Below are 16,080 nucleotides of genomic sequence, written 5' to 3'. Positions count from 1 at the left end.
GACCGTGGCCCCGCCGACAGGCGAGCGCTCGCGTGGCGAGCGGTCTCGAAAGGCAATCGGTCGCCTTCAAAAAAATCAGGAGACATCCATGCTTCATCCGAGAATGGCCGTGCTGCGCCTGCTGGCGGCATTGGCCTGGGGCGGCCTCGCCTCGGTGCCGGCGCTGGCCCAGCTTCCCGCATCGCCGCAGGCATCGCTGATCGTGCCGTATCCGGCCGGCAGCGCGTTCGACATCACGGCCCGCAAGATCCAGCCGGAGCTCGGGCGGGCGCTGAACAAGACAGTCGTGGTCGAGAACTTCGGCGGCGCCAGCGGTTCCATCGGTGCCCAGCGCCTGCTGAGTGCGGACCCCGGCCACTTGAACATGCTGCTGGGATCGGCCAACGAACTGGCGCTGCCACCGCTCGTGCTGTCGGGCGTCAAGTACAAGCCCGAGGACTTCCGCCTGGTGGCGCACCTGAGCACCGGTGTGCTCGCCGTCATGGCGCGTCCCGACCTCCCCGCGAAGAGCCTCGAGGAGCTCATCGCGGCGGCGCGGCGCCAGGGCGCGGCACCGGTCTCGATCGCCAACGTCGGCCTGGGCTCGATCTTCCACATCGCCGCCATGGACCTGGCGGGCAAGTCGAACATGGCGGTCACGCACGTTCCCTACAAGGGCGGCGCGCCGGCCATGCAGGACCTGATGGGGCGCCAGGTCGACCTCACGATCCTGCCCCTGATCCCGCCCTACATCCAGGCGGCGCGAGAGAAAAAGATCCGGGTGCTCGCGATCCTGGGACCGACGCGGCACGGCGCGGTGCCCGAGGTTCCGTCCGTCGACGAGATCCCGGCCGTCAAGGGCTCGCACTACAGCATGTGGACCGGGCTGTTCGTCCCGAGCAGATCTCCGCTGCCGTCTGCCGAGGTCGTCGGCAAGGCGGCCAATGCCATCGTCGCGAGCCCGGGCTTCCAGGCCTGGGTCGAGGAGCGGGGGAATTCCGCGGGAGCGGTCATGGACCTGGACCAGGCCGCCGCCTTCTACCGCGGCGAATCGGAGCGCTTCCAGAAGATCGCCGGCGACATCGGATTGGAGCGCCAATGATGTCCAAACCCCTGCCCGGCTACTGGTCCGACGAGGTGCTGTATTCGGTGGCGGACGTCGAGCGCTTCGAGCAGCTTCCGCTGGAGGCGCGCCACCTGCCCGCGTCGACCTACGAGATGCTGATGGACGGATGCGCCATCGACCCCGCGAAGGTCGCGATCGCGTATTTCTCCGACGGCGCGAGGCCGCGCGAGACGGGCCGGCAGGTCACGTTCGCCGAGTTGCGGCACAAGGTCAACCAGACGGCCAATCTGTTCCATGCCCTCGGCGTGGGCAAGGACGACGTCGTCTCGGTGCTGATGCCGGCGGTGCCGGAATCCCAGTTCATCCTCTGGGGCGCGCAGGCGGCCGGCATCGTCAACCCCGCGAACTGGATGCTCGAGCCCGGGATCCTGGTGCACATGTTCCAGGCGGCCGCCACCAAGGTCCTGGTGGTGTATGGCGGACAGGAGCTGGGTGACCTGTGGCCCAAGATCGAGGTCGTCGTCCGGGCGCTCCCTGCGCTCGTGGCGGTGCTGCGCGTCGGTGGCCCCACGCCGTGCCCGGCGCGGGTCGCGGGGGTGCGCGTGGTGGACTTCGACACGGCGGTGGCGGCGCATTCCGGCGCGGCGCTGGATTCGGGACGCGTGTTCTCTCCCGACGACACCGCCTCGCTGTTCCACACCGGGGGCACGACGGGCGCGCCGAAGCTCGCGCGCCACCTGCATCGCAACCAGGTGTTCTGGGTCTGGGCCTCGAAGTACCTGTCCGGCTTCGGCAGCGAAGAGATGCGCATGGTCGGCGTGCCGATCTTTCACGTCGCGGGCGCGGTGGTGGGTTGCTATGGGCCGCTCGTGCGCGGCGGAACGATCCTGTTGATGACGTCCGCCGGATTCCGCCATCCCTCGGTCCTGCCCAACATCTGGCGGCTGGTGCAGGCCTACAGGGCCAACATGCTGACCTTCGTGCCGACGCTGGTCAACCAGGTGCTCTCGATCCCGATCGGCGATGCGGACATCACGTCGCTCGAGTACGTGGCGTCTTCCACCGCGCCGCTGTCCACCACGGTGGCGGAAGCGTTCTACGACATGACGGGACTGCGCATCCGCGAGAGCTGGGGTATGACGGAAACCGTCGCGGTCACCTGCATCACGCCCCCGAGCGACAAGGTCAAGGTCGGCAGCTCCGGCGTGCGGCTGCCTTATACGGGCGTGCGCATCGTGCAGCTCGGCGACGACGGCACCGTGGTGCGCGATTGCGCCGCCGGCGAATCGGGCGCGGTCATCGTGCGCGGCCCGTCGGTGTTCCCGGGCTACCTGGGGCAGCAGGGGCCGCGCTGGATCGAGGGCGAATGGCTGGAGACCGGCGATCTGGGCCGCCTGGACGGCGACCAGTGGCTCTGGATCACGGGTCGCTCGAAGGACCTGATCATTCGCGGTGGCCACAACATCGATCCCAAGATGGTGGAGGAGGTGCTGTTCGGTCTGGCGGGCGTCCAGGATGCCGCCGTCGTCGGTGCCCCCGATGCGCACGCCGGCGAGGTGCCGGTGGCCTACGTGGTGCTCAAGCCCGGCGCGAGCGCGACACCCGAGGACGTGATCGCCCATGCGAGCGCGCATGTGCCCGAGCGCGCGGCGGTCCCGAAGCACTGCTACGTGCTGCCCGAGATGCCGAAGACGCTGGTCGGGAAGATCCAGAAGAACGTGCTGCGCGTCGACGCGATCGAGCGGATGTTCGCCGCGGCGGTGCGCCAGGCCCAGCTTCCCGAGGGCGTGGTCGTCAAGGCGACGGACCGCGGCAGCAGCGGCTTCCATGTGGAGGTTCTGGTCCCGGCCGGGCTCGAGAGCGACGCGCTGCTTTCGGACGCCCTTCGCAACTTCACCGTTCCCTACACCATCCGAACCATCGAAGGGAGGCCGGCATGAGCACGGCCATCACCCGCCGGGACGCGCACAAGCTGCTGCTGGGAACCGCCATGACGGCGGCCACCGCGGGCAGCGCGCTGCGCGCGCAAGGCACCTACCCATCCAGGACCGTCCAGATCGTCGTGCCCTATCCCGCGGGCGGCACGACCGATGTCGTGGCCCGTGCACTGGCCATGGGATTGGGAAAGCTTTCCAGCTTCCGCGTCATCGTGGAGAACCGCCCCGGCGCGAGCAGCACGATCGGTGCGAGTGTCGTGGCCCGCGCGCAGCCCGACGGCCACACGCTCCTGGTGACCACGGGCAGCACGGCCACGTTGCTGCCGCACACGCTCGCGATGAACTTCGATCCGCTGAAGACGTTGACCGCCGTGGCCGAGGTCAGTCGGACGCCGCTGTTTCTCTATGCGAATCCCGAGCTGCCCGCGAAGGACCTGAAAGGGCTCGTGGGCTGGATGAAGGCGAATCCGGGCCGCATCTCGTACGGCTCCTACGGCCAGGGCACCGCGGGGCATTTCGGCGGCGTGCTGCTCGAAAGGGCCGCCGGCGTGCAGATGCTCCACGTGCCCTTCCAGGGCGGCGCGCCGGCGCTGCAGGCGCTGGTCGGCGGACACGTCCAGCTGCTGGTCGACGCGTACCAGCCCGGCATGGAGCAGGTCAAGACGGGCAAGGTCCTGGCGCTCGCGGTCTCCAGCCCCGAACGCAGTCCCTATGCGCCCGCCGTGCCGACATTTCGCGAACTCGGGTTCCAGGAGGTCGAGTTCATCAGCGGCTTCTTCGGTCTCTTCGCACCGTCCGGCACGCCGCGCGACGTGGTCGAGCGGCTGAACGCCATGGTGAGCGAGGTGGCGCGGTCCGCCGACTTCCAGTCGGCGCTGCCGCGGCTGGGCGTTCTTCCGCCGCGACCGCTGAAGTCGCCCGAGCTCCAGGCCTCGATCCAGCGCGACAACGCGGCATGGGCGAAGTTGGTGAAGGACATCGGCTATCGGCGCGGCGACGGCTGACGCTTCCTCACCACGCACGCCGCCCCGCGCGAGCAAGTCCCCGGATTCCCTCCATCGTTCATCTTCAAAAAAATGCCAACTTCCTACAAGGCGCCCGTCGAGGACTACCTGTTCATTCTTCACGAGGTGTTCGAGCGCGAGACCGCGCATGCCATGCACGGGATGTCGCGCGACGACACGCGTGCGGTGCTGGAGCAGGCCGCGCGTTTCTTCGAGCAGAAATGGGCGCCCCTCGATGCCGTCGGCGACGAGCATGGATGCCGCCTCGCCGACGGTGCCGTGACCACGCCCCCCGGCTACAGGGAGGGCTACGCCGCGATGCGCGAGGCCGGGTGGAACAGCGTGTCCGCCCCCGAGGAATTCGGCGGCGCGGGACTGCCGGACCTCGTCGGCCAGGCGGTGAGGGAGTTCTCCGCCTCGGCCTGCAACTCGCTGGGCCTGTATGCCGGGCTGACGAACGGCGCCCACGCCACCGTTCAGCGCACCGGCGACGACTGGATGCGGCAGCACGTCGTGCCAGCGATGGTGGCCGGGCGGTGGTCCGGCACGATGTGCCTGACGGAGCCGCACTGCGGCACCGACCTGCGCCTCATGAAGACGCGGGCGCTGCCGAATCCGGACGGCAGCTGGACGCTCTCCGGGACCAAGATCTTCATCTCGGGCGGCGACCACGACCTCACCGAGAACGTCGTGCATCTGGTGCTGGCCAAGGTGCCCGACGCGCAGGGCCGGATCCTCGACGACCTGTCGAAGGTCAGCCTGTTTCTCGTCTCCAAGCGGTCCATCGATCCGGCCACGGGCGAGCTCGGCGGCGCCAACGGCGTGGTGACCGCGGGCATCGAGCACAAGATGGGGCTCAAGGGCAATGCGACCTGCTCGCTGGCGTTCGAGGAATCGGTTGCCTATCGACTGGGGGAATCGGCGAGCGCCACGGGCGCGCAGCGCAAGTCTTCCGCGGGCATGAGCGGCATGTTCGACATGATGAACTCCGCGCGTCTGGGCACGGGTCTCCAGGCGCTTGCATCCGCGAGCCGTGCCTACGGCAAGGCGGCCGACCATGCGCGCGAGCGCCTGGCCGGACGTGCCGCCAAGGCCGCGGACCGCACCGGCGCGCCGGCGGACCCGATCGTCGTTCATCCCGACGTGCGCCGGTTGCTGCTGAAGCAGGCGTCGTTCCTGGAGGGCGGGCGGGCGCTGGGAATCCACGTGAGGGCTCTGCTCGAGGACGCCGGCGAGATCGCGGGCGTGCCGCGGGCGCTGGTCGGCGGTTTCCTGACGCCCGTGGTCAAGGCCTTCTTCAGCGATCGTTCGTTCGAGTCGGCGAACGACGCCATGCAGCTCATGGGCGGGCATGGCTACATCAGGGAAAACGGCGTGGAGCAACTGGTCCGCGATTGCCGCATCTTCCAGCTCTACGAGGGCGCCAACGGCGTGCAGGCCTTCGACCTCGCGCTGCGCAAGCTGCCGGCCGCCGACGGCCGGGTGCTCGATGGCTTTCTCGCGCTGGTCGAGGCATCGGCCGAAGCGGCCGAGGGAAGCGAATCACTGCGCGATCTCGTCCAGGCCCTGAGGGAGGCGAGCGGGCAACTGAAGGCCGCGGCCACGTGGCTCGCGTCCCCGGAGCGCGATCCCTACGACATCGGAGGCTCCTCGTACGACCTGCTGAACATGGTCGGCATCGTCGCCATCGCATCGACCTGGTTGCGCGCGGCGGCAGCCGCCGAAGCGCTGATGGCGCGTGGCGACGCGGCACCGTTCCTTGCTCGCAAGCTGGCACTGGCGCGCTACTGGTTCGAACGCGAGCTGCCGCTGGTGAAGGCGCTCGGCCTGCGGGTGGCGCAAAGCAGTGCCTGCCTCATGGCGCTTCCCGCGGAATCGTTCTGAGGCACGCGGTCCGAAAAACACCCTCTCGTTCCAACAGAAAGGCACATGCAATGAAAACCGCAATCACCGAACTCTTCGGCATCGAGCACCCCATCGTCCAGGGCGGAATGCACTACGTCGGATTGGCGGAGCTGGCCGCGGCGGTATCGAACGCCGGCGGACTCGGCATCCTGACGGCTCTCACGCAACCCACGCCGAACGATCTCGCACGCGAGATCGCGCGCTGCCGCGAAATGACGGACAAGCCGTTCGGCGTCAACCTCACCTTTCTTCCCGCGCGCACCCCGCCGGACTACCGGGGCTACATCGCGGCCGTGGTCGAGGGCGGCATCAAGGTGGTCGAGACGGCGGGAAACAACCCGCAGCCATGGCTTCCGGTGCTGCACGACGCGGGCATCAAGGTGATCCACAAATGCACGTCGGTGCGGCATGCGCTCAAGGCCGAGGCGATCGGCTGCGACGCCGTCAGCGTCGATGGCTTCGAATGCGGCGGGCATCCCGGAGAGGACGACGTCCCCAACTTCATCCTGCTGCCGCGCGCCGCGGACGAGCTCCGCATCCCGTTCGTGGCCTCGGGCGGCATGGCGGACGGACGGTCGCTGGTGGCCGCGCTGGCGATGGGGGCGGCGGGCATCAACATGGGCACGCGCTTCGTCGCGACGCAGGAAGCGCCGGTCCATCCGAAGGTCAAGGACGCGATCGTGTCGGCCACCGAACTCGACACCCGCCTCGTGATGCGGCCGTTGCGGAACACCGAGCGCGTGCTTCGCAACGAAGGCGTGGAACGCCTTCTCGCCAAGGAGCGGGAGCTCGGCCAGAACATCAAGTTCGAGGACATCCTCGACGAGGTGGCCGGCGTATATCCGCGCGTGATGCGCGACGGCGAACTGGATGCAGGGGCCTGGTCCTGCGGCATGGTGGCGGGCCTGATCGACGACGTGCCGAGCGTGGCGGCGCTGATCGAACGGATCATGGCGCAGGCGAACACCATCATTCGGGAGCGCCTGCATGGCATGGTCGCCTGAAGGAGCCGCGCATGGGTGCGCATGAAGAGCGCTTCAGCCTCGCGGGCAAGGTGGCGCTGGTCACCGACATGGCGTCGCCGCTGGGCCAGGCGATCGCCGAGGCCCTGGTCAGGGCCGGCGCGCATGTGCACGGGGTGAATGCGGACCACGACCAGTGCGTGGCGCAGGTGAACGCGTTGCGGCGCTGGGGCGGCGCATCGGGCCATGCGGTGGACCTGCGCAACGGCATGGCGGCCCTTCGTCTGGCGCGGCTTCTCGACGAGGAGTTGCCTCGTCTGCATCTCGTGGTGAGCACCTCGAGGATCGCCGCTGCCACACCGGCCGCGACCTTCATTCCCGAGACCTCCAGCGAAACCGCGGAACTGCTGGGCGAGTTGGCGTTCGTCCAGGAACTGCTGGAGGTGTTGAAGGCGGGGGCCGGCGCCGAGGATCGGGCGCGCGTGGTTCTGGTCGGGCAGTTTTCCGAGGCGATGAACCGCCAAAGCCTCGAGCGCCAGGCGAAGGAAAGCGCGGCCCGCCTCGCCAGCCACCATGTCGATCTGAACCTCATCGACCTGCGATCGCCGCCGACATCGGCGCAGACGCCCTCCATCCTCCTGGTGGTCGCTGCGCTGAAGGGCTACCTTCAGGGTCGCGGTGTGTCGGCTACTGCTGGCCGGTGAGCCAGAGCCCCGATTCGATCTGCGACCTCGCGGTGCCGATCAGCAGCTCGCGCATGCGCTCCGCGGCCGTCGACAGCGACTGGGTGCGCGCGCGGATCAGCGTCCACGCGACCTGCATGCCCGCGATCGGCGCGGCCGAGATCTGCTTGCGCAGCAGGGCCTGGTAGCAGCCCGAGTAGGGCAGGGCCGTGTAGCCGAGGCCCGCTTCCACGGAGCCCAGCAGTCCGCGCGAGGAGTTGGTCTCCATCACGATGTCCAGCGGCAGCCGGGCCTTGGCGGCCGCGGCCTCGATCATCAGCCGCAGGCTGTTGGGACGGCTGGTCAGCACGAGCGGCAGCGAGGGCAGCAACGACAGCTCGACCGGGGCCTTCATCCCGAGCTTCGCTTCCGGCGGGCCGACGAGGCACAGCGCCTCGGTCACGAAGGGCTCGTTCTCGAGCGAGGCCAGCGGCTCGATGTTGGTCACGACCGCGAGGTCGGCGTTGCCGGCCTGCACCATCGACCACGCGTTCATGACCGCGCTCATGGCCTCGAACATCCGCAGCGACACCTTCGGATAGGTCCGGTGGTACTCGCGCACCGCGGGCATGGTCACCAGGTGGAAGAGCGAGGGCGGCATGGCGACGGTCACGGTGCCGCTGGGCTCGTTGAACGCATCGCGCATGTCCTGGCTCAGCGAATCGAAGTCGCGCAGCAGCGACGTGGCCTTGGTCTTGAGCAGGCGGCCCGCGTCCGTCAGCGTCACGCCGCGCTCGGAGCGGTTGAACAGCGTCACCCCCAGCTCGTCCTCGAGTTGCTGCATCTGGCGCGACAAGGCGGGTTGCGCGATGTAGAGCACCGTCGCCGCCTGGGTCAGGCTGCCGATCTCGGCGATCTGCAGGAAATACTGGAGGCTCTTGATCTTCATGGGCGACGCGTCAGTCCCGCGAAGCCAGCCTGGCGATCTCGGCCGCGGCCTTGCGTGCGAAGGCCACCACCTCGGCCCGCCTCTCGGGGGCCAGTCGCTCGGGCACCGCGGCCACGCTCACCGCGCCGATGGGGATGCCCAGTTCGGTCACGATCGGGATGCCGATCGCATTCATGCCGGGCATGACCTTGCCGTCGCTCAGGAAGAAGGTGGAAGAGGCCACGCCGGCGGCGCGCGTGGCCTGCACCTTCTCGCGCAGCCGATCGACCGAGATCTCGGGCGCATAGGGCACGTAGCGCGAGACGTTGGAACGCAGCACCTCGTCGACGTCGGCATCGGACATCGCGCTGAGGATCGCGAGGCTGCCCGCGCCGACGCCCATCGGCCGGCGATCGCCCACCGACATCGTGAGCGTGCGGATCGGGTACTCGCCTTCGTAGCGCGCGATGCACAGCGAGTCCCTGCCGTCGGGGATCGACAGGAACACCGTGTCCTGCGTCTCGTCGGTCAGGCGCGCGAGCGCATCGACGCTCGCGCGGCGCAGGTTGAGGCGCTGTCCGGCCAGTGCGCCGAGGCTGAAGAGCTCGAGCCCGAGGTAGTAGCGGCGCGTGGTCTCGTTCTGCGACAGCAGCTTCTGCTCGATCAGTGCGGCCAGCAGGCGCCGCACGGTCGGCTTGCTGAGGCCCTGGTCGCTCACCAGGTCGGTGAGGCGCGCGCCCGCGTCGCCGCAGGCGGCCACGGCCTGCAGCAGGCGCACCGCGCGCTCCACCGCCTGGGTGCCGGTGCGCGATTCAGTCAGTTCGGTCTCCTCGATGGGCGCGGTACTCATGCGGCAAAGGATACGACAGAGTCATCGTCGTTCTCGCGCGTGCCTCAGCTCAGCTTGCCCGTCGATTTCTCGAGCGCGGCCCAGGCCTCCTCGCCGAAGTTCTTCTTCCAGGTCTCGTAGAAGCCGGCACCGCGCAGCGCCTCGCGGAACGGCGCGACATCGGGCTCGTTGAACTTCAGTCCCTTGCCCGCGAGATCGGCGCGCACGCTGTTGTTGAGCTGCGCGAGGTCGGCGCGCTCCGCCATGGCGGCTTCGTTGATGTGTTTGGCGACGATGGGGCGCAGCGATTCGGGCAGCCGTTCCCAGGCACGGCGGTTGGCGAGGAACCAGAAGCCGTCCCAGGCATGGTTGGTGATCGAGCAGAACTTCTGCACCTCGTAGAACTTGGCGGTCGAGAGGATCGACAGCGGGTTCTCCTGCGCATCGACGATCTTCGTCTGCAGCGCCGAGTACAGCTCGTTGAAGTTGATCGGCGTGGTGGCCGCATCCAGGCTCTTGAACAGCGAGATGAAGATCGGCGCCGAGGCGAGACGGATCTTCAGCCCCTTGAGGTCGGCCGGCTTGTCGATCGGGCGGGTGCTGGTCGTGATCTGGCGAAAGCCGCTGTCCCAGATCTTGTCCATGGCCACGAGGTTGGACTTGGCGATCTGGCCGCGCACGTAGGTGCCGAGGCTGCCGTCCATCGCCGACCAGACCGCGTCGTAGTTGGGAAAGGCGAAGCCCAGGCCGCTGATCGATGCGGCGGGCACCAGGGTCGCGAGGATCAGGCCCGACAGCGTCATGAACTCGATCGCGCCCGAGCGCACCTGGCTGAGCATGTCGGTGTCCGAGCCGAGCTGCCCGTTCGGGAACACCTGCAGCTCCACGCGCCCGCCGGTGTCGGCCTTGATGCGCGCCGCCGCTTCGTTCGCACGGACGTTGAGCGGATGCGCCAGCGGCAGGTTGTTGGCGAACTTGCAGGTGAACTCCGGCGCTGCCTGGGCGGGCAGCGACACCAGCGTGGCGCCGGCGGTCGCGGCGCCGCCGATCAGCAGCGTTCTGCGTGTCATCGAACTCATGTCTGTCTCCTGTTGGGGTGGGTCGTTGTGTGGTGCGCCTTGGCACTCTTCAATGGTCCACAAAATGGACCTATGGTTTGCACGAATCTGCAGCGCGATTTCATTCTAGATAATGCTTTCATTGCGGCGAGACGGGAGAATCCCGAACAAGCCGATCCCAAAGTGGGTACACATAATGGACCATCAATCGAGAACAAGAGGCGCCACGGTCGTGACCGGCGGGGCTTCCGGCATCGGCCTGGCCACCGTCGAGCTGCTGTGGCAACGCGGGCAGCGCGTGGTCGTGGCCGATGCCAACGCCCGCGCCCTGGAAGCGCTGCGCGACCGCGCGGACCTGCCGCTGGACCTCGCCTGCCTCATGCCCTGCGACGTCACCGACGAGGCCGAGGTCGAGCGCATGTTCGAACGCGCGCAGGCGCGCTTCGGCCGCATCGCGGGCCTGGTGCAGTCGGCCGGCATCGGCGCGGAGATTCCCTTCCTCGACACGCCCACGCGCACCTTCCGCCAGGTGCTGGAGGTCAACCTGGTCGGCGCCTTCGTCGTCGCGCGCACCGCGGCGCGCCGGATGGCCGCGCAGGGCGGCGGCGCCATCGTCAACATCGCCTCGGCCTCGGGCCTGGTGGGCAACGCGGGGCGCAGCGCCTACGGCGCCTCCAAGGGCGGGCTCGTCACGCTGACCAAGGTGATGGCCGTCGAGCTGGCCGAGGCCGCGATCCGCGTGAACGCAGTCGCGCCGGGCGCGATCGAGACACCGCTGGTGGCCACCATGCATTCGCCCGCCACGCGCGCCTCGCTGCTCGAGCGCATTCCCCAGCGGCGCTACGGCACGCCCCATCAGGTGGCGAGCGTCATCGCCACCCTGCTCGACGACGAGCTCAGCGGCTACTGCACCGGCCAGGTCATCGCCATCGACGGCGGCATGACGGCCGCCGGGCTGCTAGCCGCCGCGCGCCTGCGAGAGGCCTCCGAGGCTTCCTGATCCCGACTTTCCATCCACTCCATCCCATAAAGGAAACCCACCATGCTGCCCTCCTCGAACACCGCCGTCGCCGAACGTCCGGCGCGACTGCGCGATGCCACGATCCACATCCACGACGTCGCTGCCGCCCCCTGGGTCGAAGCCGGCAAGCCGGGCCTGCACCAGAAGCTCGTGCGCGGCAACGAAGGCCAGGGCGAGTTCCTGGGCCTGCTGGGCTTCGACGCGCTGGTGGCCAGCGGCCTGCACCAGCACACCGGCGTCACCAGCAGCTACATGCTCGGCGGCTCGCTGACCGACCACTGGGACACCTACAAGGAAGGCGTCACCGGGATCAACCTCGAAGGCTCGACGCACGACGCCATGTGCTACTGCAAGACCTCGATGGTCAACCGCCTCGAGGCGCCGGTGCTCTATCCGCAGGACTTCTCGCTGCACACGCTGCACCATGGTTCGCGCCATGGCGACTTCGGCAATCCCGCGCCCGAACTCACGCCCACGCTGAGCATCGAGGTGGCGCGCGTGCAGGCGGTGCCGACCGCCGCGGCCGGCGTCACCCGCCGCATGATCTTCGACTACGGGCGTCCCGCGCAACACGGCCGCCCCGGCGCCGCGGTGAACCATCGCCACGTCTGCCTCACGATGCTGCCGCGCTCGCGCGTGCCGGTCTTCAAGACCTCGGCGCTGACCGAGTTCTTCGTGCTCGGCGGCGAGATGACGATCGATGGCCGGCGCGCCGGCCCCGCCAACTTCGTGATCGTGGAGCCCGGCACCGAGGTCGCCATCGGCTCGGAGTTCGGCTGCACGCTGCTGGCCTGGGCCGACGGTCCCACCGCCTGGAGCGATCTCGAGGCCCCCGACCTGTTCGGGTTCTGATCCCGGCGCGGCGACCTCACCCGGGCCCCACGTCCTTCCCAAGAAAAAGATCGGCAGTGCCATGAACACCAACTCCCTGCATGCGGCCGCCATGGATCCGCCGGCGCAGCGGTCGCACGCTTCCGAGGCCGCGGACTCGGGCTGGCTCCAGCGGGCGACCCGTACCGCGGTGCGCATCGTCGAGGTGCTGGCCTGCGTCCTCGTGGCCGCGGAGATCGTGCTGCTGCTGTGCGGCGTCGTCTCGCGCTACGTGTTCCGCCAGCCGCTGACCTGGTCGGACGAGCTGGCCTCGATCCTCTTCCTGTGGCTGGCGATGCTGGGCGCGGTGCTGGCCTTCTGCCGCGGCGAACACATGCGCATGGCGGCGCTCGTCAACGGGCTCGACGAGCCCAGGCGGCGCTTCTTCGCGACGCTCGCCGTGATGGTCTGCGTGGCCGTGCTGCTGGCGCTGGCCTGGCCCGCGATCGAGTACGCGCAGGACGAGGCCTTCATCAGCACGCCGACCCTGCACCTGCCGAACATCTGGCGCGCGGCCGCCATGCCGGCGGGGCTGGTGCTGATGCTGGCCTTCGCGCTGCTCACCCTGCTGCGGCGCGAACGCCTGGCGCACGTGGCGGGGGCCGTCGTGCTGCTGGCGGCCATCGCGGCGGCGCTGTGGCTGCTGCGCCCGTGGCTGATGGAGATCGGCAACTACCGGCTGCTGGTGTTCTTCGTGCTGCTGGTCGGCGCCGGCGTGTTCGCGGGCGCGCCGATCGGCTTCGTGTTCGCGCTGGCCACCGTGGCTTTCCTGGCGGTCACCACCTCCACGCCGCTGAGCGTGGTGGTCTCGCGCATGGACGAGGGCATGAGTCACCTGATCCTGCTGTCGGTGCCGCTGTTCGTGTTCCTGGGCCTCCTGATCGAGGCCACGGGCATCGCGCGCAGCCTGGTGTCGTTCCTGGCCGCGCTGATCGGCCACGTGCGCGGCGGCCTCTCGTACGTGCTGCTCGGCGCGATGTTCCTGGTGTCGGGCATCTCGGGCTCGAAGGCGGCCGACATGGCGGCCATCGCGCCCGGGCTCTTTCCGGAGATGAAGAAGCGCGGCGTGGACGAGGGCGACCTGGTCGCGCTGCTGTCGTCCTCGGGCGCGATGTCCGAGACCATTCCGCCGAGCCTGGTGCTGATCACCATCGGCTCGGCCACGGGCGTCTCGATCGCCGCGCTGTTCACCGGCGGCATCCTGCCCGCGGTGGTGATGGCGCTCGCGCTGGCGGTGGTGGTGGGGTTTCATTGCCGCAACGACGTCGTCGATGCCGCGCCGGGCCTGCTGCGCTCGGCCGCCTACTGGCGCACGGTGCGCCGCACGCTGCTGCTCGCGTTGCCGGGGCTCGCGCTGCCGTTCCTGATCCGTGCTGCCGTCGTCGAGGGCGTGACCACCGCCACCGAGGTCTCCACCGTGGGCATCGTCTATGCGCTGGTGGCGGGCTGGCTCATCAACAAGGGCCTGCCGTGGCGCCGCCTCGGCGCGATGCTGGCCGAGACCGCCGCGCTGTCGGGTGCGATCCTGCTGATCATCGGCGCCGCGACCGCCATGGCCTGGGCACTGACCCAGTCGGGCTTCTCGCGCGACCTGGTGGCGGCGCTCGCCGGCGTGCCGGGCGGGCACTACACCTTCCTGGCGCTGTCGATCGTCGCGTTCGTGCTGCTGGGCTCGGTGCTCGAGGGCATTCCCGCGATCGTGCTGTTCGGGCCGCTGATGTTCCCGATCGCCAAGGAGATCGGCGTGCACGAGGTGCACTACGCGATGGTCGTGGTGCTGGCGATGGGCATCGGCCTGTTCATGCCGCCGTTCGGCGTGGGCTACTACACGGCCTGTGCCATCGGCCGCATCTCGCCGGACCGCGGCATGAAGGCCATCCTGCCGTACATGGGCGCGCTGCTGGCCGGGCTGCTGCTGATCGCGCTCGTGCCCTGGATCTCGATCGGTTTCCTGTAGCGCCCGGGGTCGCGCGAAGTCTTGGCATGGCGACCATGCCGAGACGGTATTTCCGCCGCGCGACACCCGCCGATACGCTTGTCCCCATGAGCAGAACCAAGGAGACGAGCCAGATGATTCGCACACCGGGAGCGCCGGCATGAGCCGCCGCAAAGTCATCATCACCTGCGCGGTGACGGGCGCGATCCACACGCCCTCGATGTCGCCGCATCTTCCCATCACACCCGAGGAGATCACGCGCGAGGCCCTGGCCGCGGCGCGGGCCGGCGCCGCGATCCTGCACCTGCATGCGCGCAACCCCGAGACCGGCAAGCCCGACCAGACGCCCGAGGCCTTCGAGCGCTTCCTGAGCGCGATCAACCGCCAGACCGACGCGGTGATCAACATCACCTCGGGCGGCAGTCCCTACATGCTGGTCGAGGAGCGCGTGAAGCCCGCGCTCACCTTCAAGCCGGAGCTGGCCTCGCTCAACATGGGGTCGACCAACTTCGGGCTGTTCCACCTGCTCGATCGCTACACGAAGTTCCGCTTCGACTGGGAGCCGGTTCACCTGGAGGCCACGCGCGACCTGGTGTTCCGCAACACCTTCAAGGACATCGAGTACATCCTGCAGAGCTGCGCGAACAACGGCACCCGCTTCGAGTTCGAGTGCTACGACATCTCGCATCTCTACAACCTCAAGCACTTCCTGGACCGCGGCCTGGTCAAGCCGCCGCTGATGATCCAGTCCGTGTTCGGCATCCTGGGCGGCATCGGCAGCCATCCCGAGGACGTCGCCCACATGCGCCGCACGGCCGACCGGCTGTTCGGCGACCAGTACCAGTGGTCGGTGCTCGGCGCGGGCGCCGCGCAGATGCGCATCGCCGCGATGTCGGTCGCGATGGGCGGGCACATCCGTGTCGGCCTCGAGGACTCGCTCTGGGCCGGCCCCGGCCGGCTGGCCACGTCGAACGCCGAGCAGGTGCGCCTGGCCTGCGAACTGGTGCAGGGCCTGGGCCTCGAGGTCGCGACGCCCGACGAGGCGCGCGAGATGCTCGCGCTCAAGGGCCGCCAGAGCGTCTCGTTCTGACAGCGGCGGCGCGTCCCGCGGCGCGCCGGATCTCTTTTTCTTTTCTTTCTTCATCCGTCGAACGGAGGATCGTTCATGAGCAAGGTCATGGTCGTGACCGGGGCGAGCCGCGGCATCGGTGCCGCCATCGCGCAACGCGCAGCCCGCGAGGGCTGGCAGGTATGCATCAACTACCGCAGCGCGCACGAACAGGCGCGCGCGCTGGTGCGGCGCATCGAGGAGGACGGCGGGCGTGCCGTCGCGATCGCCGCGGACGTCTCGCGAGACGCCGAGGCCGCGCGGCTGTTCCGCGAGGTCGATGCGCTGCTCGGGCCCGTCTCGGCGCTCGTCAACAACGCGGGCATCGTCGGCGGCCAGCGTGCGCTCGAGGCGATCGACGAGGCGCTGCTGTCCGAGGTCTTCGCGACCAACGTCTTCAGCGTCTTCCATTGCAGCCGCGAGGCGGTGCGCCGCATGTCGACGCGGCACGGCGGCACCGGTGGCGTCATCGTCAACATGTCCTCGGCGGCCGCGCGCCATGGCGGCCTGCCCGACGAGAGCTTCTATGCCGCGAGCAAGGGCGCGGTCGACAGCCTCACGGTCGCGCTCGCGAAACAGCATGGCCGCGACGGCGTGCGCATCAACGCGCTGCGCCCCGGCCTGATCGAGACCGAGATCCACGAGGCGCACGGCGGTGCCGCCGCGGTCGCCGTACTGGCCGCGGGCGTGCCGCTCGCGGGCCGGGCCGGCTCGGCCGACGAGGTCGCGCAGGCCGCGTTGTGGCTGGCCGGCGACGCCTCGAGCTACGTGCACGGCGCGCTGGTCGACGTCTCCGGCGGCCGCTGAAGCCCACG

The 16,080-nt window shown here is 69.2% G+C and carries 14 protein-coding genes; 11 read left to right on the top strand and 3 right to left on the bottom strand.

Features of this window, described 5'->3' with window-relative positions; genetic code table 11:
• The first annotated feature begins 88 nt into the window (after positions 1 to 88).
• From R0232_RS38320 to R0232_RS38295, 6 genes are all read left to right on the top strand, one after another.
• Positions 89 to 1,081 (top strand): tripartite tricarboxylate transporter substrate binding protein, encoded by a 993-nt coding sequence (locus tag R0232_RS38320; RefSeq protein WP_431514396.1) that lies wholly within the window; start codon positions 89 to 91, stop codon positions 1,079 to 1,081.
• Complete coding sequence (locus tag R0232_RS38315) at positions 1,081 to 2,985, top strand: acyl-CoA synthetase (protein WP_431514395.1); 1,905 nt, start codon at positions 1,081 to 1,083, stop codon at positions 2,983 to 2,985. Before R0232_RS38320 ends, R0232_RS38315 begins: the two co-directional genes overlap by 1 nt.
• Positions 2,982 to 3,986, top strand: coding sequence for a Bug family tripartite tricarboxylate transporter substrate binding protein (locus tag R0232_RS38310; protein WP_431514394.1), 1,005 nt, complete (start codon positions 2,982 to 2,984; stop codon positions 3,984 to 3,986). The genes R0232_RS38315 and R0232_RS38310 overlap by 4 nt, the downstream gene beginning before the upstream one ends.
• A gap of 72 nt (positions 3,987 to 4,058) precedes the next feature.
• A complete protein-coding gene (locus tag R0232_RS38305) occupies positions 4,059 to 5,870 on the top strand; it encodes an acyl-CoA dehydrogenase C-terminal domain-containing protein (RefSeq protein ID WP_431514393.1) in 1,812 nt (603 codons plus the stop codon).
• A 50-nt stretch (positions 5,871 to 5,920) separates the two neighbouring features.
• Entirely contained in the window at positions 5,921 to 6,895 is a 975-nt protein-coding gene (locus R0232_RS38300; protein WP_431514392.1) for an NAD(P)H-dependent flavin oxidoreductase, read from the top strand.
• Positions 6,896 to 6,906: 11 nt separating this feature from the next.
• Complete coding sequence (locus tag R0232_RS38295) at positions 6,907 to 7,557, top strand: hypothetical protein (protein ID WP_431514391.1); 651 nt, start codon at positions 6,907 to 6,909, stop codon at positions 7,555 to 7,557.
• Here R0232_RS38295 and R0232_RS38290 read toward each other — a convergent pair.
• Genes R0232_RS38290 through R0232_RS38280 form a run of 3 tightly spaced genes read right to left on the bottom strand, consistent with a single transcriptional unit; the run spans position 7,541 to position 10,351 of the window.
• Positions 7,541 to 8,464 carry a LysR family transcriptional regulator gene (locus R0232_RS38290; protein WP_431514390.1) on the bottom strand — a complete coding sequence of 308 codons (924 nt, stop codon included), beginning with the start codon at positions 8,462 to 8,464 and terminating at the stop codon, positions 7,541 to 7,543. The genes R0232_RS38295 and R0232_RS38290 overlap by 17 nt on opposite strands.
• Before the next feature lie 10 nt (positions 8,465 to 8,474).
• A complete protein-coding gene (locus tag R0232_RS38285) occupies positions 8,475 to 9,293 on the bottom strand; it encodes an IclR family transcriptional regulator (RefSeq protein WP_208507444.1) in 819 nt (272 codons plus the stop codon).
• A gap of 44 nt (positions 9,294 to 9,337) precedes the next feature.
• Positions 9,338 to 10,351 (bottom strand): TRAP transporter substrate-binding protein, encoded by a 1,014-nt coding sequence (locus R0232_RS38280; protein ID WP_398492494.1) that lies wholly within the window; start codon positions 10,349 to 10,351, stop codon positions 9,338 to 9,340.
• A gap of 211 nt (positions 10,352 to 10,562) precedes the next feature.
• Between R0232_RS38280 and R0232_RS38275 the strand changes: the two genes are divergently transcribed.
• The 5 genes from R0232_RS38275 to R0232_RS38255 all read left to right on the top strand — a co-directional run bounded on the left by R0232_RS38275 (position 10,563) and on the right by R0232_RS38255 (position 16,072).
• Positions 10,563 to 11,330 carry an SDR family NAD(P)-dependent oxidoreductase gene (locus R0232_RS38275; protein ID WP_431514389.1) on the top strand — a complete coding sequence of 256 codons (768 nt, stop codon included), beginning with the start codon at positions 10,563 to 10,565 and terminating at the stop codon, positions 11,328 to 11,330.
• A 42-nt stretch (positions 11,331 to 11,372) separates the two neighbouring features.
• Positions 11,373 to 12,203 (top strand): cupin domain-containing protein, encoded by an 831-nt coding sequence (locus R0232_RS38270; RefSeq protein WP_093345189.1) that lies wholly within the window; start codon positions 11,373 to 11,375, stop codon positions 12,201 to 12,203.
• Between the two features lie 61 nt (positions 12,204 to 12,264).
• Complete coding sequence (locus R0232_RS38265) at positions 12,265 to 14,178, top strand: TRAP transporter large permease subunit (protein ID WP_431514388.1); 1,914 nt, start codon at positions 12,265 to 12,267, stop codon at positions 14,176 to 14,178.
• A gap of 139 nt (positions 14,179 to 14,317) precedes the next feature.
• Positions 14,318 to 15,247: a 3-keto-5-aminohexanoate cleavage protein gene (locus tag R0232_RS38260; protein WP_431514387.1), complete on the top strand. Its 930-nt coding sequence runs from the start codon at positions 14,318 to 14,320 to the stop codon at positions 15,245 to 15,247.
• Between the two features lie 75 nt (positions 15,248 to 15,322).
• Positions 15,323 to 16,072: an SDR family oxidoreductase gene (locus tag R0232_RS38255; RefSeq protein ID WP_431514386.1), complete on the top strand. Its 750-nt coding sequence runs from the start codon at positions 15,323 to 15,325 to the stop codon at positions 16,070 to 16,072.
• The last annotated feature ends 8 nt before the right edge of the window (positions 16,073 to 16,080 follow it).

The sequence above is a fragment of the Variovorax sp. DAIF25 genome, from assembly GCF_050711835.1.
In the GTDB taxonomy this organism is placed as follows: Bacteria; Pseudomonadota; Gammaproteobacteria; order Burkholderiales; family Burkholderiaceae_C; genus Variovorax.
Note: the sequence above shows the minus strand (reverse complement) of the source record. Positions and strands in the feature narration are given on the sequence as shown.